Here is a 19758-nt window from a genome sequence, read left to right on the forward strand (position 1 = left end):
AATATAGGAACGGACATGGATTACATTGTAAGAGCTTTGATTTTCGCTAGCCTAGCATTCAGCAACATGGTAACCGCAAGCGAAATTTGGCATGGGCTTGTAGTTGAACCTGAAAATCGATGTTCCGCGTACAACAAAAAAGAACAATATCCATACCCAGCCTCTATTGAGCACGATATCGTGAAGCAAATGGGTGGGGTAGTTTATGGTCCATATACTGGACATTACTTTTCATCTATATCAAGTACCGACATTGAACATATAGTTGCCACCAACGAAGGACACGATAGCGGTTTATGTCATGCAAGTGCCGAGGTTAGAGAACAATTCGCAACAGATCTACTCAACCTTACACTAGCCGCCCCAATCGTTAATAGATGCAGCAAAACGGGCAAATGTGGACTTGACCCCGGCGAATGGTTACCGCCAAAAAATCAATGCTGGTTTGCGAACCGAGTAATTGAGATAAAACTAAAATACCATCTGAGTGTCGATAGACTTGAAGCCGATACTCTACAGTCAGTACTAAATGGTTGTGACAGCTTCGATATGATTTTCTATCCCAAGCAGGAAGAACCGCAGACAACAACCGCACTTCATGAGGAACAAAATGGCGGCACAAACTCTGCAGAAGATACACTCACTAAATATGACGACAATAGAAATGGCCGTATTACGTGCTCAGAAGCGAAAAAACACGGAATTACCCCAGTACGTAAAGATCATCCTGCCTATCAATTCATGATGGATAAAGATGGTGATGGCGTAGTCTGCGAAAACTAATCATTTATCTTTACCACCAGCAATCAGGACCTGTTTTTTAAAGAGCCTAAAAACGGCTCTTTTATTTTTTTTGTATCGGAAACAACTAAAACACAAAGTAGACAGAATTAAACGTTCACTGATAATAACCTACACGTTACACAGCAATATGAATTGCACGTTTATTCTGTGAGTTACCCTATCAATATGAAGGTTAAGAGTAATGACTGATTCTAAAAATAAATTTCGTCTGCCACGTCCAATCATCTCATTTAGCAGCTCAAGCATTGCCATTACGGAGCTTGTAAGAGGGTCTGGTTACGATTCAAGCTCTTACCCTTGGGCTTCACGCATGCTCGGTAGATTCCCACTACCAGACTGGCAAAGAGGTTTAGTATGGAGTAAGAAAAAAAATCTCGCATTCATCGATTCTGTATTCCAAGGTTTTGACCTCGGTTCCGTAATGATCAATGACTGGGAAGAGTCGTCTACAGGTATTTTACGACCGATGTCAGACATTTTAATTGACGGGCAACAACGTACAAATGCACTCATCCAATACACCAGTAATGAATTCCCTTATGAGGGTTACTATTGGCGTGAACTAAATCGCAATGAACAGCGGGTTTTCTTAGAAAGTCAGCTCGGACTCAAAAAAACAAGATGCTTTGACGAAGCTATTTTGAAGCGCGTGTACAACCTCCTAAATTTTTCTGGTGTAAAGCATACTGCTAAAGAAATGGCAAAATAAGGACTAATGCTATGAGTAGAGAGTCATTTGTAGCCGCTCTAGATGTTTTGACCGGAACATCAAGCACTACGGTTAAAAATCCACGTGATTGTGAGCTTTGCCATGGGGGGAAGGCTGTCGGGAGGTACTTTCTTCATAAAGATGAAAGCCCTAATCCTGGCTGGTGGCGTGTATGTGAATATTGCGCGGAAATGGTTGAAAATCTGGGCTCTAAAGTAACCTACTACAAATACACAAAGCAGTTTAAAGAACAACAAGAACCGCCGAAGGCGAAAATTGATAACCCTGATTGCCAACATGACTGGGAAAAGTGGTCGTTAGTAAGCGAAGTCGATAAAAAATCAGACCTTCCCTTTGATTGGATGCGCTGTAATACGTGTGGGTGCTACGGAAAAAGATTTCAGCTAAATCAAACGGTCATGTCTGACCTTACGATGGAAATCGACCTTAATTGTTCACGTTAATAACAGGTAAATTACAATGAAATATCAGATTCTTTGGGTACGCCACTTATGCGACTTTACTAAAGAAATAAGCGATCACTATACCGATATCGATCGCCTAACTTCGGGCGCAGATATTTTCCCATACAACGATGTTGAAATCATTGCAAAGCGTAGATTCACAGGGCGTACCACCTTTAACGGTGATGAAATCTATGAAGGCGATATCCTAACCAATCTAGATCCTGATGTCGATGACACTCCAGTAATCGTAGAATGGTCACAGCAAGAAGCTGGCTTCGTAATTGATGGTACAAACCTAACTGAAACCGTGGTGCATAACGATGAACTCATCATCATTGGTGACATTTACCGTACTCCCGAACTCAAGCCTTATTGATTTCTATGCGTTTATTTCCTTGGTAACTCATGATAACCTCACAACTTAATAGTCAATCATTGACGTAATTCAGCTGAAAAGCACTTATAACCAAGGAGTTACCATGGAACAAAAACGTAATGTAGAAATCTGTGAATTTGGAACAGCGCCTGAACAAGCAAAGCAAGGGTACCGTTCACTAGGTATTACCGTCCAAGGTACAGATGAATCTGTTACTCACACTTTCAGTAATACTGGTGATGTACGGCTTATTCGCGGTCCAAGTATCCATGGCACGGAAGATCATGAGTTTTACGTTATGGTCAAAGACTAAAACTTATACGGGTAAATCCCCACACAACATCGGCACGGAACTGAAGTCGAATAGGTCTACTAATTTTACAGATAGACGCGTTATAAGGTCAGCATATGCTGGCCTTTACTATTTCTATAACGAGACAACAACGCTTTCTAATCATCATACCCTGTGGTAATTTAATCCTAACTATCGATCATCTCTAAGATGATAGACGCCAGCCGAAAGGCACATTTAAACAAGGAGATACTTCATGTTGTCGAAAGTCAAAGCTTTCATAGCAAAACCTACCTATAAAAAATCAATGTTCAGATTGTGGATAGAACTACTCTGTAATTATGTATTACTGCAGAAGCTATATCTATTTTACCAATGTACTGAAGATATGAGTTTATTAGCCGCAGTGACTGGTATCGCGGTGTTTTTCTTTACTTTAAGCGTTATTCGTTCTTTCAAGCGGCTGGCTGTATATCCATTTATTCCTACTGGTGTATGGAAAGCAGAAGCTTTTTACTTAGAGGATGAAGAAGCGAGGGTAGGGTTCACCTACTTTCGAGCTTAAATGTAACTAGGCACATTCACTACAATACCGAGTTTTCTCGGGAGTTCCGAAAGGAAATAATAATCAAGGAGTAATTTTTATGAAACGATTCGTCTTAGATATTGTTGATACAAGTAATTACATTGAATCACCCGACTATTTAATCGTTGAACTGAAGGCAGGGGCAATTCTTAAAATTAAGGAGTTGGCTAAGGCCGCGAAGGACAATGGCTGGGTTTCGATTACTGATTCATTGGAGTTAGAAAGTGGCGCGGTTCTTTCTGAAAGCGAAATGTTTGAGTTGGAAGATAAGAACAAAATAGAGAGATCTGATATCTCAGTACAAATGGTACGAGAAACTCAGGGATTTCTTAACAGTTCTGTCTTAGAACTTAACGTGACCGTGTCATCAATCAACTTCCATTTTACTGTTGAAGTAATGGGAGATTGCAATGAAGCATTTAAGACTTCCGATATTTTCGACAGTTCTTGGACTCCAGTAAAAGAGTTAGAAGATCAGGGAAAAGCTCCATCAATATCAACCGAAGAAAAACTACAAGGTGAGGTGCAATTGTGGATACAGCCATGAAAGCAGCAATCCGAACTTTGATTGCAGAAATGCACGAAGAAGAAACTTTTTGTCAGAAGTCGGCCAATGATCTTCCCAGTAAAGCAGAGCACTATCTAGGTTACGCTGGTGGATTAATGGCATACCGGACAAGATTAGAAACCTTACTCACGGATACGTTACATTCGACACGCCCTGTGATCATAGACCAATAATCAGAACCGGTAATAATGACAAAGCTACCCGTTTAACACATTCGATATGACTTCCTATCGAGTGGTAATAATTTATCTTGGGTTTCCCAAGGTGAGCTTGAAGCAAGTTATACAGTTCTTATGAACTTAGTGCTGGCTTCAAAAAGGGGCTTAACAAGTGAAAGGCTTCTATGCCTGAATGAGTTAGGTGTTGTACTTCTATTTGAACAAGGAGGAAGCGTGCTTGATAAGATTGATAAAGTCCTAAGCATCGTTCTCAAGTTACTTCAGATCTGGATCGTAGCAAATCTACCTGAAGTTCTTGAAACGATACAAAGGACCTTGTAATCGCCGGGGGAGGTAACTCCCCCATATCAAGTACCTTAGCACAATATGGTGAATAAAGAGAAGAAAGAATGGCTACTAGCCATAGCAATTTCCGCAGCTCTTATCGCGGTGACCTTCGTAGTCATGCCAATTCTGTGGCAGCACTAACGGAGCCTTTATGAATCAACCGCTAGTAGATTGGCTAAGCACTTGCTTAGCCAACCTACGAACTATCCAACACAACTGTTTTATTCTATGGTTCTATGGGGCTGAAAATGACTGGAATATGGTTAAGCATTAAAGGGGGGACGGTAAAAAAAGAAAGTATCGTCTTAGATGGGTCATTCGAATACAACCTTGAATTCATCCTAAATGAGCATAAAAGCCTTACCGTGCTGCAAAGCAGTAAACATTGGCTTTTGTTAGGCAACAACGCAAATAAACCTGTCCGCTTGTTGCTATCAAACCAATAACCCGCATTTTTCGAAAGTAAATCTCACCGAATTCACTCATCCCAACCAGCACTTCACACCCTTGACTGTCTAACCAATTCGTTATCATAGCCACATCACATCACATCACATCACATCACATCACATCACATCACATCAAATCGAAACGGGACAAAGCTATGAACAAAGTCGCAATCATTACAGAAGCACACCGACAGGCAGATGGTTCTTTCAATAAGACCATCCATAGCGTTTGGATTAACAAAAGCACGGCTCTTAATGAACTTACGAGAATAGAAAGTAACTTTAATTCCGATCGCGAGAATACTAAGGATTGGCGAGCAAGACGTCCACTGAATAGCAATGATTGTCTATCTGTAGAGCTCTCTATCAACAATATATACCAATGCCATTACTTCTATGAAATCTTAGAAAAAGAAGTTAAAGCGGGGTAATAGGGCAGGCCAATGGACATAAACGTAACCATACAGGAAGTCGATACATTAGAGTGCCAATACTTAACCGGACTGGACAAATTATTAGGTCAGAGCATTACCCTCACAGGTGCTGACGCATTTATCTGCTGGCATGAAAACGAACCTTGCGGGATCCTCGTTCAACCCGGAGATGGCCAAAAGTTTGTTAGTCAAGTCTTAGCGCTATTCGAAATTAGCTCATCGTATAAAGTTGCATCAGCGGCAGAATGGTCAATGTACCTATATAACGATGTAAATCGAAGTTCATTACTTTTAGAGTTCGATATTCAATGCATTCAAGTGTCTGAAAGCCCGTAAAAAACACCTTTCACACGCATTTTTAACCCGAATACATACGAATCATCATTTTTTTCTTGCGATTCATATGGTTATTCGCGAAAGCTAGATACTTGAAACTAGTAACAATGTAACTTCTCAAAAAATCCAACCCAATTTCGTGTGATTCGTTATATTTTCAAGTATAATTCTCACAAATATCGGTTAAAATCTTCTGTCTTGCTCTGAAATTTATGTGATCTCAGTTAGATAGAAAGTTCCGGCAATTACGAAACACACTGATATTACGCTTTTACCAAAGTTGACCATCTGTGAAAGTCACTAAAATACAATCATCTATACAAAATGATCATTCTATAAGGAGTAGATCGGTGCAAATTAACAATTTAATCAATGATATCGCTGAAGTATTAGATAAGCATGGAGCAGGAATTGCCGGAACTGATATACCTAGCGAAGTAAAACTCAAAGTCCTAAAAGTCGATCAAAACAAAGAAGTAAAAGAGCTTTTTCTTGATCTTCGTAGCGACCAGCTCATTGATGGTAACTTCCTCAGAGCACTTATTATACCAAGTGAAGACTCTAACCAACGAAACTGGTTAACTGAAACCGAAGAATAAGAATTAAGTCAATCCACCCGTAAAGTTGTAAAAATCATACCTCCTAATTTATATGCGATAACTCCTTTCGGCTAGCCATACCACAGCTAGCCATTTTTTTGTTTTAAAAAACTAACCTCCCTGATTTTTATGGTTTAGTAAAACCAATCCAAATAAAACTGCATTACGTCTAGAGCGGCCACAAGTAGGGATTAAGCCCACGAAAAATAATCCGATTATGATGCTAGTAAAGAATGAACCCGCAGTTAAACAACTCAAGAAGAACATATCAAAGTTAAGCCTAGCGATTTCGCTAAGTTTTGGTTTTGTATTCAGCGTTGCTCCGACTACAGCTCTCGCAGATACAACAGCTGGAAATAGTGCAAAAGACGACGCTATTCTAAATAACTACTTCTCAGCTCCATTACAGTCTGCAGGCAATGTCGAAGTCGAACCGGGCTTTATCACTTTACTGGGCGCAAGAGTAACAGGGTTAGACTCGTGTGATGGCGACATTGGCTTGACTATTACGAATGCGTTTACTGACGGTACCGTAAAGAAAATCTATGAAAACTTTACGCAAGTTCTTAAATCAATGCTGACATCCAAAGGCACAGCAATTTACTTAGCAGGCCTTTATCTTCAAAAGAGCAACCCAGGGCTGTATTCGTTAATAACAAATGGCATTAATTTGGGTTTAAAAGATTTTATGCGTGGCCTCGGGAGTTGCGAAGCGATGTTAAATGCAGCATCTACCTATGTTCCTGAATCGGTTTATGACAAGGGTCGAAACGAATACCTCGATGGGATTTTGAAAAATGATGATGGTTCATATAGCGACCTAAGTCAGGTTGATATTGTCGACTTCCTTTCTGCAGAACCTAATGATGAAGATAACAGTCTAATAGCGGAAATGAAAAAAGGCGTGCCGTGGTACAACGACAATGCTGAAGAAAGTACTGCCGGTGGAGAGAACTCTGCGCAAAGGGTTTTATCTTTTGTCAAAACAGGTGCAGGCGTCGCTTACTGTATTATACGCGGTGTCAGCAAAGATAACTGTAATGCAGCAGGACCATATCAGGAAGCCAATACCGATGGTAAAGACATCGTAGAAGATCCTATGTGGGAACTAATTTTTGGTACCCAAAAGAAACAGTACATGAGCCAAGTCATGTCGGTCGGAAGAAAAATCTACGGTGAACGTTACTTTACGTCTTGCGACAGTTGTGATTCCGCGTCGAAACCGGGCATTGGGCTAGAGCAGTGGTACCAAATTGAGTTGCAAAAGGTATATAACCAGATCGCCACTCGTGTTGATTCAAATATGAACACTATCACTACAAAACTTATTGAAGAAATGAGTGCGCCGCCAATGTTGATGATCGGTAAGCCATATATATCGGCTATTAAGAGTGTTTCTGACCGACCTAAAATGCAGAATATTTTAGAGGTTTCACTCGCCTCAGAAGTGGCATATTACAGAACGCTTTACGTTGGACGTTTGTACATTCGTTTGTGGGATACCATGGTAGATGACAAACGGACCAGAGATGCAGAATTCCAAGGAGAATACAAAGCACTGTCTGAACGAGCACAACGTCAGCTTAAACAGTTCCTAGAAATGATGAAGGCGACAGGTTATGAACCGGGCAAATACTCACGGGCAATATTAGAGTTGAGTGAAGCTAACGGGAACATCGATAAAATCATGAACAGCTTAGGCCGAATGGATAGATAACATGCTGAATGTTTCGGAGATTACAGGTGCTTGGTTAATTCCGTACGGAATAAGTCTTGGTAATAACTTTTGGGCAGTCATAAACGAAACGGGCCTGTTTTTGATTCCGTTTTCCTTAGTATTGTGTACGAGCTTTCTAAAAGCTCGTTCACAAGGTGCTGACGAAGGATCTCCAGCTGTACTTTTTATCAAAATACTAGAAAAGCGGTGGATAGGTATGTTTATGTGCATGTACCTATTCGTCATGCCTTGGAGCGTCGACCATACCAATTTACCCGCGACAATATCATCTGAAGGTCAAATCGTGCATTTTACCCCGATTAACTTTAAGGGTTATTCATGTCGTAAATACGAATCTTCCATTCTTGGAGAAAACGCGTCTGTCGCTAACGTTAAGCCAAACTTACCATTTACAGAAAAGTTAAATTACAACTTACCCGTATTGTTTGGTGTAGCAAACCAGATGGTGCAAGCCTTCACACAATCATTAAATGCGGAAATTCCGTGCGACCCAGACATGAATCCCACAGCGTTGTTAGGTAAAACAGTTGCGTTCTCTACTAATGGCGACACTGACATGACTTACACAGTTAAGTCATTCGTAGACCAATGTTACTTTAGAGCTTTGTCTGCTCTTGGGGATGGGATCACTTACGGCCAGTACAACGAAGGTGTTCCTCTCACAGAAAATGAAAAATACATGACCTCCAATCAACTACTGAAAGCATACGGGGGAGGTCTCACGACAAAGTCTGGTTCAAATAGCGAAGAACTTCATATGACTTATGATAGTGATTTGTGGGTAGCCAGTACCGCTTCTGATAATTTACCTGTCAGTAAAAGCATTGATGGGGATTCTCACGAAAATAAAGCCATTAACTGTACTGAAGCTGCGAGATCAATCTATTCCGTTATCGTTTCAAAACTAAAGAAAGATTACACCGACGAAATGAGGGTAGCGTTGACTACTAACAGCGCATATCCAAACCGAGATGGTACTGCCGACGACGATGACTCAATCTACGCTAAATACGCACAACAATACTTAATGGATGCGTATGGAAATGTTAGTGCCTTCATGGATATATATTACGAGATGAACTCTGGTATGTATGCCAAAGTAGATAGTGACATGGTAGGGGAAGCGGTATCGCGAATAACTACTCTCTCTAAGCAATTAGAAGGTAATGTACAAAACTACCTCATAAGCCTTTCAGCGCCGATTATCATTTCTGCGCTTATCGCTGCACTCTACGCGTGTAGTCCCATTTTACTTACTTTAAGCGCGTACTCATTCCGGTTGGCCGTGACACTCGTCTACACATTGGTTTTTCTTATAGGCACAAGCTACGTACTCGATCTTGGTTGGTATATAGAAAATGTCGTATTAGCCGTCGCTGATTCCTATTACGGTGTTTATGGTGGGGAGACAGGAACGTCCAGCGTTTGGTCGACCCTTACGTCAATGATACCTGTGATTCAAACCTTTATCGTACCGACCATGCTTACTATTTGGTCAGTGTTTGGTGCAATGCTAGGTGTGACTATCATTCCTGGAATTTCCCAATTTGTTAATCAAATGACAGGTGCCGCTGCTAGCGCAGGTGTGGCTATCACAGCTGGTGCAATCAAATTGCTCGCCAAAATGATGATTTAGTAAGGAAGGATGAAAGATGACTTTTACAATATCAGAAGGTACAGGCCTCTTTATTCTTCCTTTCATGCTTACAATGGGGGAGAAAGCGTGGGATTTATTGAATGAAACAGGGATCGCCTTCATACCATTTACTGTAGCGATAGTAACAAGTTTTTTTGATGCTCGGTCACAAGGAACCGATGAAGGGGCTCCAGCTGTCTTGTTCATTAAGTCACTGGAAGCGAAATGCATCCCAATGTTCTTTATTCTAATAGCCGCAACGATGCCAATAACTAAAGGACAATCACCCGATTTTAAATACGCAGCATACTCTTGCGCGGGTTACCCCTCAATTGTTGGTGGTTTAAAAAACGTTTCAAGCCTTCAACCGAATACCAAGTTGAAGTCTTACTATGGAAATTCCAGTCCATCCTTAGTTTTTGGTCTAATTAACCAAATTGGTGTGGGTATGAACGGTACTGCGATTGGCTCATTAAACTGCAAACCCGGTACTTCTCGAAACGAAATAGCAGAGATGCTCGCTAATTTACGAGTACAGAATAATCGCAATGTCACAGCACTAAAAGATTATGATGAACAATGTTATGCAACCGCCATTCAGACATTAAACCGTCTAAAAGCCGATTATAAGGAAATTACCGTCGATTTTACTAAATCGCCATATGACGGTTTAGACGCGTTAGCCTACGATGGGGATGCTATTTCCAAAGTTTATGACGGTACGATTACATCCCCTCCAATGGAACCTATTACTTTTCTAGCCCCTTCATATTGGTCGTCCATTCTTTCATCTTCTGGTCGTACGGGAGAAAGCATTTCGTGTGCTTCGGCAACGAGCACAATCAATGCAATGATCAAAGCAGACTTACAATCTCATATCGCCAGTAACACAACTGGTTCAATGGTCAACATGCCCCATTACTCTACGACCTACAAGGATTATGTAAGTAACATTGCCACAGCAATAAATGCATCCGGTGGACAAACTGTTACAACTTCAGAAGCGGAAACTGAGCTTTTGCATGCAGCTTATAGAAATAGCGCTTCCAGTTGGTACAACCCATTAATACTAAATTCATCAGTACAGCGGGGCGTTGAGAATGAAGACAGAGCTAATATAGCCAGAACTGGCGAAACTGTTAAAGCTGCTAAAAGTGGGTCCAACCAACAACAAACTGAAGCGAATTACCATAAACGAAGTTATTCAATTCAAGCGATGGGCTACTTTGGGGCTCTATGGTCAGATTTTACGAAAAGCATTGAAAGTATGTCTTACGTTCGAATTGCACCAGTGATGGTTACTATTGCACAGGGAATGATTTTAGCTATGGGTGGAGTCGTACTAGTTATTTCAGGTTACAACTCAAAAGTACTAGCACAGCTTTGTATATTCTACTTTGCGTTATGTATGACTCCTTTTTTTATCAACCTTGGGATGATACTCGATACGATCATATCGGGGCTTATAGAGTCAAAAAATGACGGATTAACCATTACTTCTCACGGCACGGTCAAAATCGTTAATTACACTTCAAAAAGTATCATGATATTCATGCCTCTGGCTTGGCTTACTTTTATGCAATTACTAGGCGTTTATCTAAGCACAACATTAGATATGAGTGGAATAACGCAACAAGCCACACAGTCAATTGCGAAACTTTTATCTAAGAATGCAACCAAGATCCCTCAAGAAGGTATCAAATACGCTAACAAAGATAAGCAGCAAATGGACGCTCGCCAACAAAGGGGCTTAAAAATCCTGTATGAGCAAGCCAGCAAAAATATGCAAGCTGGCATTGCTAAAGCCGCTGGAAAGAAAGGTAGGTAATTAGCATGATTGTTTCTGACGTATCAGGTCTTTTCATCATGCCTTTAGCGGTGACGATGCAGAATGCCGCTTATTCTCTTTTCAACGAACTTGGAATTATTTTTATCCCATTCACTGTTGTGATTGTGCAAACCTTCTTTGCAGTCCGAGCTAGTGGTGCAGACGATGGTTCCCCAGCTGTGATGTTTATAAAGTTATTGGAAAAGGAATTTATCACTAAATTCTTTATTCTATTTGTGGCTGTTATGCCAATTTCGCACACAGCCGCCACATTCACCTATAAACAATACTCACACCAAACCACTCCTTCAGTTTTTAAACCGAATGCGACAGCCACCCAACTAGCCCCGACTTCTGCGTACTCCAGTGTGCTAGGTAAAGGGCAGGTTCCATTAATCGTTGGTCTAATAAACAATATGGCACTCGGGTTATCTAACTCCCTAACAGCAAGCATTGCATGCACGCCGACATCCGGAAAATCAGATGGTTGTATTCAAGATGTAACACAAACGAAATTAGCAGAAGCCCTTATTACGGTTCAGTCAAACAATGCATCAACAAGAAAAGTTGTAACGGAATTCGAAAGAGTCTGCCACGCACCGGCAATTGAACGTTACTTAACCGCAAAACAGATGGTAGATGATACCTCCCTGTACACTGGCGCCTATCCAAACAACTCTAACTCTAAGTACGGTTTCAATTCTACACTTATGAAAGGCGTCTATCAGGGGTCTATAGGCGTTGATTCATCGAACAATTATGATCAGATGACAATTGACACCTCTGATATATGGCCAACGAGTATTTCAAAGAAGGAAAACGTAAAATGTCAGGATGCAGCACGCGTTATTTGGTCTGTGCTTTGGAGTGAGCTAAAACAAAAGGAGGCATATAACGACTATTACGCTCCGTTGATGACAGCATGGATTGAAATGTTTAGTCGATACAGTGGAGATTCAACAAGCCCTAAAGAGATGATAGCCACCGAAGCCACTGCCCAAAATGAGTTCGTTAACGCAATGTACATTAATAGCTATAACGAAAGTTTCACGGAATACAATTTTTTGAATTCTGTTGATGGGTTCGTATTCAGAGCAAATAGATTCTTAGCTGACCACGGAATTAATATTGAAATCCCATTTCTACCAGGCATATTAAGTGGTTTATTTAGCCATGATACAGAAGGACTACTTGAAGACGGTAATGTAGGTGGATATGCCCTACAAATTGCAAAAAATGCTATTCACCTTTACGCAAACATAACTGGTGCAGTTGGTGCTTATACTAAATACGAAATTCTTATTAGGATAATGCCTGTTCTTATACAGACTGCCGTCGGTTCCATTGTCATGTTCAGTCCCATTATTATTGTCTTGTCCGGATACAATCCAAAGGTGACTTATCGGGTACTACTCATGATGTTTGGAGTTTTAACATCTACTTATGTGTTTGAGTTAGGGTTAGTGTTAGGTAATACAATCTTACAGGCCGCTACAGACTTTTCATTTCGAATTAACGCCATTGGCTCTAGATCTGACTCAGTTGAAGAGTCATTGGCAGTATGGCTTGGTTTAGCTCTCCCTGTAGTTATGGTCTTACTTTGGAATATCGCCTTACAAATCGCTGGAACCATGAATTTCCCATTCAAACCGATTATGTCCCCATCCGATCAAAACCTCATGAAGAGTAAAGAGCTCAAGTTGCTCATGGATATTGGTTTCAATGAAGATATGATTGCAGAGGCCTTCAAAGCCCCTAAAGATGCCGCAACTGGGTTAACTCAAGAAGAGATGGAAGCGATTAGACAAGGGCACATAGAAGGATTCAAAAAAGGTATAAGAAAACTTAGCCGTAAACAGGTGAATACCCTCATTAAAAACTCTAAAAAACTATAGTAAATACATAGCTAATTCCTAATTCTTTGTCTAAGAGACACACTTTTGAAAGTTTATATAGAACACAATAATGTTTCGATAATTCCGGGAATCAAAACCGTCAGAAACCTAGAACTTGTCATTTCTAATGCAAATCCAATAACCAAAGCCTTTAACTGCTACGCCTTAGCGATAAAAAGTGGTAAACACTGGCAACTTTTAAATGAAAATTGTTCTCCTGTTAACAAACAGGCAATTGTTAATGGGGACGTAGTAGAGCAACACATTAAAATGTACAGTTCCGAAGATGAATGCGTTAATCAGTTGTCTAGCTTAAACAACCAACATCTTGATTCTACATACGCAATTTTCAATCTAAAAAGGGAAGGGGCAACAGCGGTTTTCGTAAAGGTTTGTTGATTTAAACCCAAATAAATAGGATTCGTTCTAGGAATATTACCAAATACACAAATCGAGGTTACAACCCTTTAAACTCCTTTTATTCATCATTTAAACTGAAGGGTGACTAAAGTTAGGCGGACTTTTACAAACTAAACCCAAAACCGCAGGACTCAATTCAAAAATTAGCCACCGGAGTTGTTTCAGCTTTGGAGGCTAATTCCAAGTAAACAAGCACAGTGAAACACACTTATCCTGAAGATTGACAAGCTCATATAAAGAGTAGAGTAGACCTCAAGTTACACAGAAAGTTGAAACTCTTATTCCCAATTAATGAGGTCAAAATGGATAAAATCACTAAGGTCACACCACAAGTATGTGACCAAATGCGAGTTGAACTAAACCAAGCTCTAAAGGTACTAGGCGACAAATTCGGAGTTACTTTTGTATTGGGTAATATGACTTATTCCGATATCGACTTTTCAACAAAGTTGCAAATGAAAGTCGGCCAAGGTGAAGAGTTGGAACGTAAAATCTGGAATGAATACAGCTGGTCTCATGGTTTTGAAGATAAAGATTTTGGTTCCGAGTTTACGATTAGCGGCAGAACTGCGGTTGTAAGTGGCTATAAACCAAAAGCTCGGCAAAACAAAATCCGCTTTTACTTTAAAGGCGACTCATCAAAACAATACACCACTTCTGTATCTGAGCTAAAAAAAGCATTTACACGTCGCGATGCGACAGCAAGTGCTTAACCACAACATTCATCACAGGGCTGGATGCTACCACCAGCCTTAAATCTTCATTTTGTAAAAATCTAACCCCTGTGATTTTTACATCGAACCATGAGCATAAAAATCAAAACTATAAGGTACCCAAATGATAATTACTGATTCGTTACAATCCGCCCATGCAACATTCAGCATCAACCCGAATGACGAGACATTTAAAAACTTTATTCAAGTAGCCTATGCTGAATTGGGGGAATCACGAGTTAATGACTGTATGAAATTCTATGAAATCTTCGGTAATTCGAACCTAACTGACTTCTACACGAATAAAGAAGTCATGGACACCGTGAACCTTGAACCTTTAATGAATGAGAGAGACCTTAATTCTGTCGCTCAAGAATTCAGCGGATGTATCACCCTTTCAGAAGCGACAACGAAAGCTGGAGATAAAGTTATCTCAGCAGCCCGCCGCTTAGCCCAGTTTTCAACATCTTCATTCTGCATTGTGATTCCAGACGAAACCGATTCTGTTTGGGATGGAGAGGGTGCAGGTGAATGGGTGCCCGCTATGGTTTACGTTCCAAACAATGAAATATGGTGATCATAAGGGGTAAACAATGCAACTATCAATTACTGAAATAGACGGTGAAATGCATGTTTTACAGGTAGGGACTAACTTCAGAACGGCGTTTTCCCTTGCTGTTAAAGATGAAATCGCGCTGGTGGTTGATACCACTAATGGTAGAAACCTCACGACCGTTACAAATAGCGCTGAAATGACAATTGAAGCAATTAAGGTAAAGCTGGGGCGATTACCATCTCAAATTATCTATCGGGATACTGATTTTTGCTGGAGTAGACTAAATCACGATGGAACTAAATTTAGTGGATTTTCACCTCTAAAACATGGCGTTATAGGTGATGGGATAACCGCACAACAAGCTTTTGACATCGTTTCAATTAAAACGATTCATTGACAAATTTAACCCAAAATAATGTGATTCATTGTTTTTAATCAGTTAATCACACTAAAATATTGATAAGCATGTGTTCAATTCAGTATCCTTACATCACAGTTAGCTTAATACCGAATGATCAAAATGGAAAATCCAACGTTTACTGATAGTCACATAGGTGGTAATGGAATCTTACTTGGCTTAGTTATACTGCTTGGTTCCATCATTTTGTATGTTTTAAAAATCATACCTCTCTGGCTTTGCGCTGAAGATAGTCTTGCCGCTGTTATCCTTATTTTTTGTATTTTTAAGTTCCGAAAAGGCTTATTTCAAACGATGGTAGAAAAGGGATTTCCAGAACAAACGGCATTCGAATCAACCAGAATAAAAGTCCTCTTCCTAAAGCTGTAATGTCGCACAGGTGAATCAAATTGAAGCTACTTATATCAATACTTCTTCTCGCTGGTTTACTGGGGTATCTATTTTATGATGCAAGCAATACTCCAAACTGCAACCCAACCGAGTATCTTTGTCTAGATGGAATAAAACTCCACCCCTAAAAATAACTGGCTATATCCTATACAACGCCAACAATTCAATCCTTCCCCCTTAAGTTTAAATAGTCCAATTCGTGGAAACACGGTTAGGCTTAGCATTGTTTCTTTCGTTAAGGTGAACCTGAGCTGGAGGATATTTACGCAAAACAAAGTGACATACGAGAAGGCTTTGATATTTGATAAAAGAGAACTACCAAACTCTTTCCTACTAACTCTCCAATAACCATCTTATCGTAATTCCCGAATGTAAAGCATCAATAGGCTACTCACCCAAGATTGACTAGCCGGTGATCAAACTACAATACCTTCAAAGCAATTATATTAGTGGGTAGACGTAGTGAAGATTAGTTCCAAAACTCACCAAAACGGATATAAGCCCGTAGGAAAGAAAATTGGTAACAATGTATGGTTTCACATCCAATACGTGGATCTATTGCTCTCTGAGCCCGAAAAAGCCCTAGTTCAAAATGCTTTGGTTAGAGAAGTTCCAGAAGCAAACATCATCCGACTTGATCTAAAAACAAGAAAATTGATTCTCATCAGCTGTCCAACCTTCGATACGGACAATGAACCACGTATAGCTTATTCATTTGACATCAACAAAGGGAAGCGGACTGCCTATCGCAGCAACGAGCCAATTTACCATCAGAAATTCCTATTTGTGAAACCGGACTACCTTGGTTTTGATTACCAAGAGGCGGTAGATCGCGCTGCAACTTGGAAAGCAATGGCTGTAGGAGAAGGTCGGTCGTTCTATCTAAAGATTGGAAGGCAAAACTTTTGGTCTGACTGGCTCTATCAAGTCGGAATTACCGTTTAGTGATACCAACGAACGGAACCTAAATTATAACCAAGTAAAATAAACTAAAACAGAGAGGTTAATCCCCAATGGAAGTCATTATTAAAAATAGCGGCACAAAGAGTATCAAGACCATTTTAGTACGGGGGTCTACAGAGAAAGTAAAGACTGCTGTTGAACTCATTAATGCACAGAGAATCCAATACCGCCTCGATTACACGGACTTTACGCCAATTGGAGAAAATCAAGCTGAAGCTGAGTACATGACCCATAGAAGTGATCACAAAAAAGCAGCTGAGTTTATGCGAGAAATCGTTAATTCCATTTAAACCACAGCGTTGCGCGAGCCACACCATAAACACTATCTAAATGTAGGATAATCAATTCGAATTCTCACATTTAGATAGTCGCCAAAGATTAAGTTCTGTTGCAGAACAGTTGGTCACAATTAATAAAAGCCCACTCAGCCAAGTGGAATTGATGACAACCTTATCACTTCAATCATTCACTATTGCAACCTTGACCGCTATATAGAACGTGCATAATAGCTTCATAAACAAGGCTAACGCCATGTACTAATCAAGGAGCAATCAATGAGCACAGTAGCAGTTAATGCACCAGTAGAAACAACAGGAAATACCTCACAAAGAGCAGACAAGCTTGTCTATTTGGATCCATCGAAGGTTCGCCGCGCTGTATTCGGGAACCCACGACAAACCACTAATCCTGAAAAACGTGAAGAATTGAAGCAATCAATCACGGCTGCGGGTTATGTTCATACTCCTATTTGGGCACGACCAATACTAGGTATATCTGAAGATGATGAAGTTGAAATCATCGCTGGTAACACCCGTTTGGATATTGCCCTTGAAATCCCACTACCACTTATTCCGGTACTGATTAAATACGGTTTAACTGACACAGAAGCCTACGAGCTGGCGGTTAGTGAAAATACAGACCGTGTTCAAATGTCATTGATCGATGAAGCTCAAGGACTAAAAACCATAGTAACTAATTGCGGTGGCGATATTGCAGCTGCATGTAGTCGTATGGGCTGGCCTGAGTCAAAATTCCGTAAAGCACTTCAACTGTTAAAAGCAACAAAAAAAGTGTTATCGCTGGTTGGTGTTAAGAATCTAAACGGATTTACGTTAACTGAAGGACATGCAGCACTACTCGCCCTTATTACCCCAACACTGCAAGATCGTTTAGTTGACTCTGTCATACATGAAAAACTATCAGTTGGTCAGCTAAACAACAGTTTGAAAAGCAAGATTAAACAGCCCATTAACAAAGCCGTGTTTTGCACTAAAGAGTGTTCGGAATGCGAATACAACTCTAGCCAGCAAACAGCACTGTTACCGGCTTTAGGATTCGATAACGATCTTTGTACTAATCCTTTATGTTACCAGACTAAAACAAATACACATTTTGAAGAACAACAGAAGGTTATGACCGAAGAATACGGGAAAGTTGTTCTTAAGTCAGCCATTCAGGGCAGCATGACGGTTAATGAAGCAATGGTAGGTAAGGAACAATTTTCTGCCTGTAAAGGGTGTGACAAGTTATGCGCCGTACTTAACGATAAAACTGAAATGGGGCAGGGTCAGATTGTTGAGAACCAATGCATTAAGGTGTCTTGCTTTAAAGAGAAGACACAAGCTCACATGCTTGCCAGTTCAAAGAAAACAACCCAAGAACCAGAGGTTGAGTCAAGTGGTGACGGTAACGCTGCCGATAAATCTAAGACCAAAGGGTCGGGTAAAGCAACGAGTAAAGGCAAGGCAACCGTAGATGCGCCAATTCAAGCCCCTAAACGCTGCATTGTCACGGCTCAAAAAGCAGTGCGCGAGATTGCTGGACAGCAGCTTATAGAGAACCATCCAAGTTACACGTTAGCTATCACCGTTGCCTCCCTGCATTCAGCATTAGGCAAGGGCAGCATTGAACGTTGTTTAGAGCCGTTAATTACGCAATCACTGAGGAAACTTGAAAAGTTACACCAAGAGGCAATTACTGAACTCACCTTCGCGTTCCAAAGTCCTCACCATTTGAACATGGAACGCATTGTAATTCAGTCAGGCAAAAAACTCGTATCGGATTTACCAGCACTAGTTAAGACAAACTGGGAACCAACGAGTGAAAACCTAACTGAAATGACCAAACAGTTACGATTACTAGTGCTCGATGAATCAGGATTTGCGGCGGCTTTCAAAGATAAGCATTCTGAAAAAGAGTATTACTCGCTGACCAATGAAAACACCGATGTTCAAGTAGCTAAAATTCTCAAGTTTCAATTTGATTGGGAAAATTACGCACCAAGTTTCCATGTAAATGCCATCGATAATCAAACCTATAGCTAGACAGCTTCTGGTGTGGTCAATACAACCTTGACCACACCATCAAATCAGTAAGATTAAGTCATCAAATCAATCCCATTAAGGAATTCGAAACATGTTAGAACAGCTACTTAATTTTGATGAAGTGACACTAAGTATCACTACATCACCAAATGGTCAGAAGAACGTGGTAGTTATGCCTAAAGGTTTATCTGCACAAGTTATTACTGGCACGAAAGAAAGCGTCCATCTAATGAAAGCAGATATGGAACGTTATCTTAATGCTGTAGTCGGTATCCGTACTTCTTCAAATACCGATACAGCGATTGCAGTGAGCAAAGATAAAGCGGTAACAGGAACAACTACTGTGGGTGAACAAACGCCAACGACTACGAAGACTGAGAAAAATGAAGTTCTAAGTCAACTTGAGCAAGTAGCCGAGCAAGACCTACAAATTGACGATACTCAGATGGGTTTTGACGATATCTTAAACAACGCATTTAACCTGAGCTAATTGAAAAATTAATAAACAAGGAGTACCAAATCATGGCAACTGTAGCAATCACTGAACGCTTCTTTCAAATCGGTTCGGCAAAAATTAAAGACCAATTTCCTCAATTACCGTTCGAAAAAGCAATTGAATTTTTGTCAAAGCAATATCCACAAATTCGCCACACTCGCATGTACGAAGCGGATGCCGTAGCCCAAGAAGACGGATCTTTACTCTACGAAGTGCCACTCCTAAAAGTTGCTACAAACGGTTAAAAGGCGGTAA

At 40.4% G+C, this 19758-nt stretch carries 25 protein-coding genes; all 25 read left to right on the forward strand.

Going from position 1 to position 19758, the window contains the following annotated elements; genetic code table 11:
* Window positions 1–15 precede the first annotated feature (15 nt).
* The 25 genes from HUO09_RS17725 to HUO09_RS17845 all read left to right on the forward strand — a co-directional run bounded on the left by HUO09_RS17725 (window position 16) and on the right by HUO09_RS17845 (window position 19748).
* The gene (locus HUO09_RS17725; RefSeq protein ID WP_188234850.1) at window positions 16–783 is read left to right on the forward strand and encodes an excalibur calcium-binding domain-containing protein; all 768 of its coding nucleotides are present in this window, start codon (window positions 16–18) and stop codon (window positions 781–783) included.
* 202 nt (window positions 784–985) lie between these two features.
* Window positions 986–1513, forward strand: a complete 528-nt coding sequence (locus tag HUO09_RS17730; RefSeq protein ID WP_188234851.1) for a DUF262 domain-containing protein — start codon at window positions 986–988, stop codon at window positions 1511–1513.
* A gap of 11 nt (window positions 1514–1524) precedes the next feature.
* Entirely contained in the window at window positions 1525–1977 is a 453-nt protein-coding gene (locus HUO09_RS17735) for a hypothetical protein (protein WP_188234852.1), read from the forward strand.
* A gap of 16 nt (window positions 1978–1993) precedes the next feature.
* The gene (locus tag HUO09_RS17740) at window positions 1994–2356 is read left to right on the forward strand and encodes a YopX family protein (RefSeq protein ID WP_188234853.1); all 363 of its coding nucleotides are present in this window, start codon (window positions 1994–1996) and stop codon (window positions 2354–2356) included.
* 103 nt (window positions 2357–2459) lie between these two features.
* On the forward strand, window positions 2460–2669 hold the full coding sequence (locus HUO09_RS17745) for a hypothetical protein (RefSeq protein WP_188234854.1): 210 nt from the start codon (window positions 2460–2462) through the stop codon (window positions 2667–2669).
* Between the two features lie 235 nt (window positions 2670–2904).
* Window positions 2905–3213: a hypothetical protein gene (locus HUO09_RS17750; RefSeq protein ID WP_188234855.1), complete on the forward strand. Its 309-nt coding sequence runs from the start codon at window positions 2905–2907 to the stop codon at window positions 3211–3213.
* A gap of 79 nt (window positions 3214–3292) precedes the next feature.
* Window positions 3293–3781, forward strand: coding sequence for a hypothetical protein (locus tag HUO09_RS17755; protein ID WP_188234856.1), 489 nt, complete (start codon window positions 3293–3295; stop codon window positions 3779–3781).
* Complete coding sequence (locus HUO09_RS17760; RefSeq protein WP_188234857.1) at window positions 3778–3975, forward strand: hypothetical protein; 198 nt, start codon at window positions 3778–3780, stop codon at window positions 3973–3975. The genes HUO09_RS17755 and HUO09_RS17760 overlap by 4 nt, the downstream gene beginning before the upstream one ends.
* Before the next feature lie 581 nt (window positions 3976–4556).
* Window positions 4557–4754, forward strand: a complete 198-nt coding sequence (locus HUO09_RS17765; protein ID WP_188234858.1) for a hypothetical protein — start codon at window positions 4557–4559, stop codon at window positions 4752–4754.
* Between the two features lie 158 nt (window positions 4755–4912).
* Window positions 4913–5188: a hypothetical protein gene (locus HUO09_RS17770; RefSeq protein ID WP_188234859.1), complete on the forward strand. Its 276-nt coding sequence runs from the start codon at window positions 4913–4915 to the stop codon at window positions 5186–5188.
* A gap of 12 nt (window positions 5189–5200) precedes the next feature.
* On the forward strand, window positions 5201–5527 hold the full coding sequence (locus tag HUO09_RS17775) for a hypothetical protein (protein WP_188234860.1): 327 nt from the start codon (window positions 5201–5203) through the stop codon (window positions 5525–5527).
* 350 nt (window positions 5528–5877) lie between these two features.
* Entirely contained in the window at window positions 5878–6126 is a 249-nt protein-coding gene (locus tag HUO09_RS17780; RefSeq protein WP_188234861.1) for a hypothetical protein, read from the forward strand.
* 217 nt (window positions 6127–6343) lie between these two features.
* On the forward strand, window positions 6344–7843 hold the full coding sequence (locus HUO09_RS17785; RefSeq protein ID WP_188234862.1) for a hypothetical protein: 1500 nt from the start codon (window positions 6344–6346) through the stop codon (window positions 7841–7843).
* 1 nt (window position 7844) lies between these two features.
* A complete protein-coding gene (locus tag HUO09_RS17790) occupies window positions 7845–9500 on the forward strand; it encodes a conjugal transfer protein TraG N-terminal domain-containing protein (RefSeq protein ID WP_188234863.1) in 1656 nt (551 codons plus the stop codon).
* 16 nt (window positions 9501–9516) lie between these two features.
* A complete protein-coding gene (locus tag HUO09_RS17795) occupies window positions 9517–11328 on the forward strand; it encodes a hypothetical protein (RefSeq protein WP_188234864.1) in 1812 nt (603 codons plus the stop codon).
* Window positions 11329–11333: 5 nt separating this feature from the next.
* Window positions 11334–13223: a hypothetical protein gene (locus HUO09_RS17800; protein ID WP_188234865.1), complete on the forward strand. Its 1890-nt coding sequence runs from the start codon at window positions 11334–11336 to the stop codon at window positions 13221–13223.
* Window positions 13224–13945: 722 nt separating this feature from the next.
* A complete protein-coding gene (locus HUO09_RS17805; RefSeq protein WP_188234866.1) occupies window positions 13946–14356 on the forward strand; it encodes a hypothetical protein in 411 nt (136 codons plus the stop codon).
* A 124-nt stretch (window positions 14357–14480) separates the two neighbouring features.
* Window positions 14481–14933, forward strand: coding sequence for a hypothetical protein (locus HUO09_RS17810; protein ID WP_188234867.1), 453 nt, complete (start codon window positions 14481–14483; stop codon window positions 14931–14933).
* Window positions 14934–14949: 16 nt separating this feature from the next.
* On the forward strand, window positions 14950–15309 hold the full coding sequence (locus tag HUO09_RS17815; RefSeq protein ID WP_188234868.1) for a hypothetical protein: 360 nt from the start codon (window positions 14950–14952) through the stop codon (window positions 15307–15309).
* Between the two features lie 123 nt (window positions 15310–15432).
* The gene (locus HUO09_RS17820; protein ID WP_188234869.1) at window positions 15433–15699 is read left to right on the forward strand and encodes a hypothetical protein; all 267 of its coding nucleotides are present in this window, start codon (window positions 15433–15435) and stop codon (window positions 15697–15699) included.
* A 483-nt stretch (window positions 15700–16182) separates the two neighbouring features.
* Window positions 16183–16665: a hypothetical protein gene (locus tag HUO09_RS17825; protein WP_188234870.1), complete on the forward strand. Its 483-nt coding sequence runs from the start codon at window positions 16183–16185 to the stop codon at window positions 16663–16665.
* A 68-nt stretch (window positions 16666–16733) separates the two neighbouring features.
* Window positions 16734–16973 carry a hypothetical protein gene (locus HUO09_RS17830; RefSeq protein ID WP_188234871.1) on the forward strand — a complete coding sequence of 80 codons (240 nt, stop codon included), beginning with the start codon at window positions 16734–16736 and terminating at the stop codon, window positions 16971–16973.
* Between the two features lie 264 nt (window positions 16974–17237).
* Window positions 17238–19007, forward strand: coding sequence for a ParB/RepB/Spo0J family partition protein (locus HUO09_RS17835; RefSeq protein WP_188234872.1), 1770 nt, complete (start codon window positions 17238–17240; stop codon window positions 19005–19007).
* Between the two features lie 91 nt (window positions 19008–19098).
* Window positions 19099–19497: a hypothetical protein gene (locus tag HUO09_RS17840; RefSeq protein WP_188234873.1), complete on the forward strand. Its 399-nt coding sequence runs from the start codon at window positions 19099–19101 to the stop codon at window positions 19495–19497.
* A 32-nt stretch (window positions 19498–19529) separates the two neighbouring features.
* Window positions 19530–19748, forward strand: a complete 219-nt coding sequence (locus HUO09_RS17845; protein ID WP_188234874.1) for a hypothetical protein — start codon at window positions 19530–19532, stop codon at window positions 19746–19748.
* Window positions 19749–19758 lie beyond the last annotated feature (10 nt).

Source organism: Vibrio sp. Y2-5 (assembly GCF_014596725.1).
In the GTDB taxonomy this organism is placed as follows: Bacteria; Pseudomonadota; Gammaproteobacteria; order Enterobacterales; family Vibrionaceae; genus Vibrio.

Excerpts from the sequence above, each read along its gene's own strand:
- HUO09_RS17765 (WP_188234858.1), top strand. The coding sequence starts at position 4,557 with ATGACTGGAATATGGTTAAGCATTAAAGGGGGGACGGTAAAAAAAGAA.
- HUO09_RS17730 (WP_188234851.1), top strand. The coding sequence starts at position 986 with ATGACTGATTCTAAAAATAAATTTCGTCTGCCACGTCCAATCATCTCA.
- HUO09_RS17760 (WP_188234857.1), top strand. The coding sequence starts at position 3,778 with ATGAAAGCAGCAATCCGAACTTTGATTGCAGAAATGCACGAAGAAGAA.
- HUO09_RS17835 (WP_188234872.1), top strand. The coding sequence starts at position 17,238 with ATGAGCACAGTAGCAGTTAATGCACCAGTAGAAACAACAGGAAATACC.
- HUO09_RS17795 (WP_188234864.1), top strand. The coding sequence starts at position 9,517 with ATGACTTTTACAATATCAGAAGGTACAGGCCTCTTTATTCTTCCTTTC.
- HUO09_RS17785 (WP_188234862.1), top strand. The coding sequence starts at position 6,344 with ATGATGCTAGTAAAGAATGAACCCGCAGTTAAACAACTCAAGAAGAAC.
- HUO09_RS17840 (WP_188234873.1), top strand. The coding sequence starts at position 19,099 with ATGTTAGAACAGCTACTTAATTTTGATGAAGTGACACTAAGTATCACT.
- HUO09_RS17845 (WP_188234874.1), top strand. The coding sequence starts at position 19,530 with ATGGCAACTGTAGCAATCACTGAACGCTTCTTTCAAATCGGTTCGGCA.
- HUO09_RS17775 (WP_188234860.1), top strand. The coding sequence starts at position 5,201 with ATGGACATAAACGTAACCATACAGGAAGTCGATACATTAGAGTGCCAA.
- HUO09_RS17745 (WP_188234854.1), top strand. The coding sequence starts at position 2,460 with ATGGAACAAAAACGTAATGTAGAAATCTGTGAATTTGGAACAGCGCCT.
- HUO09_RS17755 (WP_188234856.1), top strand. The coding sequence starts at position 3,293 with ATGAAACGATTCGTCTTAGATATTGTTGATACAAGTAATTACATTGAA.
- HUO09_RS17735 (WP_188234852.1), top strand. The coding sequence starts at position 1,525 with ATGAGTAGAGAGTCATTTGTAGCCGCTCTAGATGTTTTGACCGGAACA.
- HUO09_RS17805 (WP_188234866.1), top strand. The coding sequence starts at position 13,946 with ATGGATAAAATCACTAAGGTCACACCACAAGTATGTGACCAAATGCGA.
- HUO09_RS17810 (WP_188234867.1), top strand. The coding sequence starts at position 14,481 with ATGATAATTACTGATTCGTTACAATCCGCCCATGCAACATTCAGCATC.
- HUO09_RS17815 (WP_188234868.1), top strand. The coding sequence starts at position 14,950 with ATGCAACTATCAATTACTGAAATAGACGGTGAAATGCATGTTTTACAG.
- HUO09_RS17820 (WP_188234869.1), top strand. The coding sequence starts at position 15,433 with ATGGAAAATCCAACGTTTACTGATAGTCACATAGGTGGTAATGGAATC.
- HUO09_RS17800 (WP_188234865.1), top strand. The coding sequence starts at position 11,334 with ATGATTGTTTCTGACGTATCAGGTCTTTTCATCATGCCTTTAGCGGTG.
- HUO09_RS17740 (WP_188234853.1), top strand. The coding sequence starts at position 1,994 with ATGAAATATCAGATTCTTTGGGTACGCCACTTATGCGACTTTACTAAA.
- HUO09_RS17830 (WP_188234871.1), top strand. The coding sequence starts at position 16,734 with ATGGAAGTCATTATTAAAAATAGCGGCACAAAGAGTATCAAGACCATT.
- HUO09_RS17790 (WP_188234863.1), top strand. The coding sequence starts at position 7,845 with ATGCTGAATGTTTCGGAGATTACAGGTGCTTGGTTAATTCCGTACGGA.
- HUO09_RS17770 (WP_188234859.1), top strand. The coding sequence starts at position 4,913 with ATGAACAAAGTCGCAATCATTACAGAAGCACACCGACAGGCAGATGGT.
- HUO09_RS17750 (WP_188234855.1), top strand. The coding sequence starts at position 2,905 with ATGTTGTCGAAAGTCAAAGCTTTCATAGCAAAACCTACCTATAAAAAA.
- HUO09_RS17725 (WP_188234850.1), top strand. The coding sequence starts at position 16 with ATGGATTACATTGTAAGAGCTTTGATTTTCGCTAGCCTAGCATTCAGC.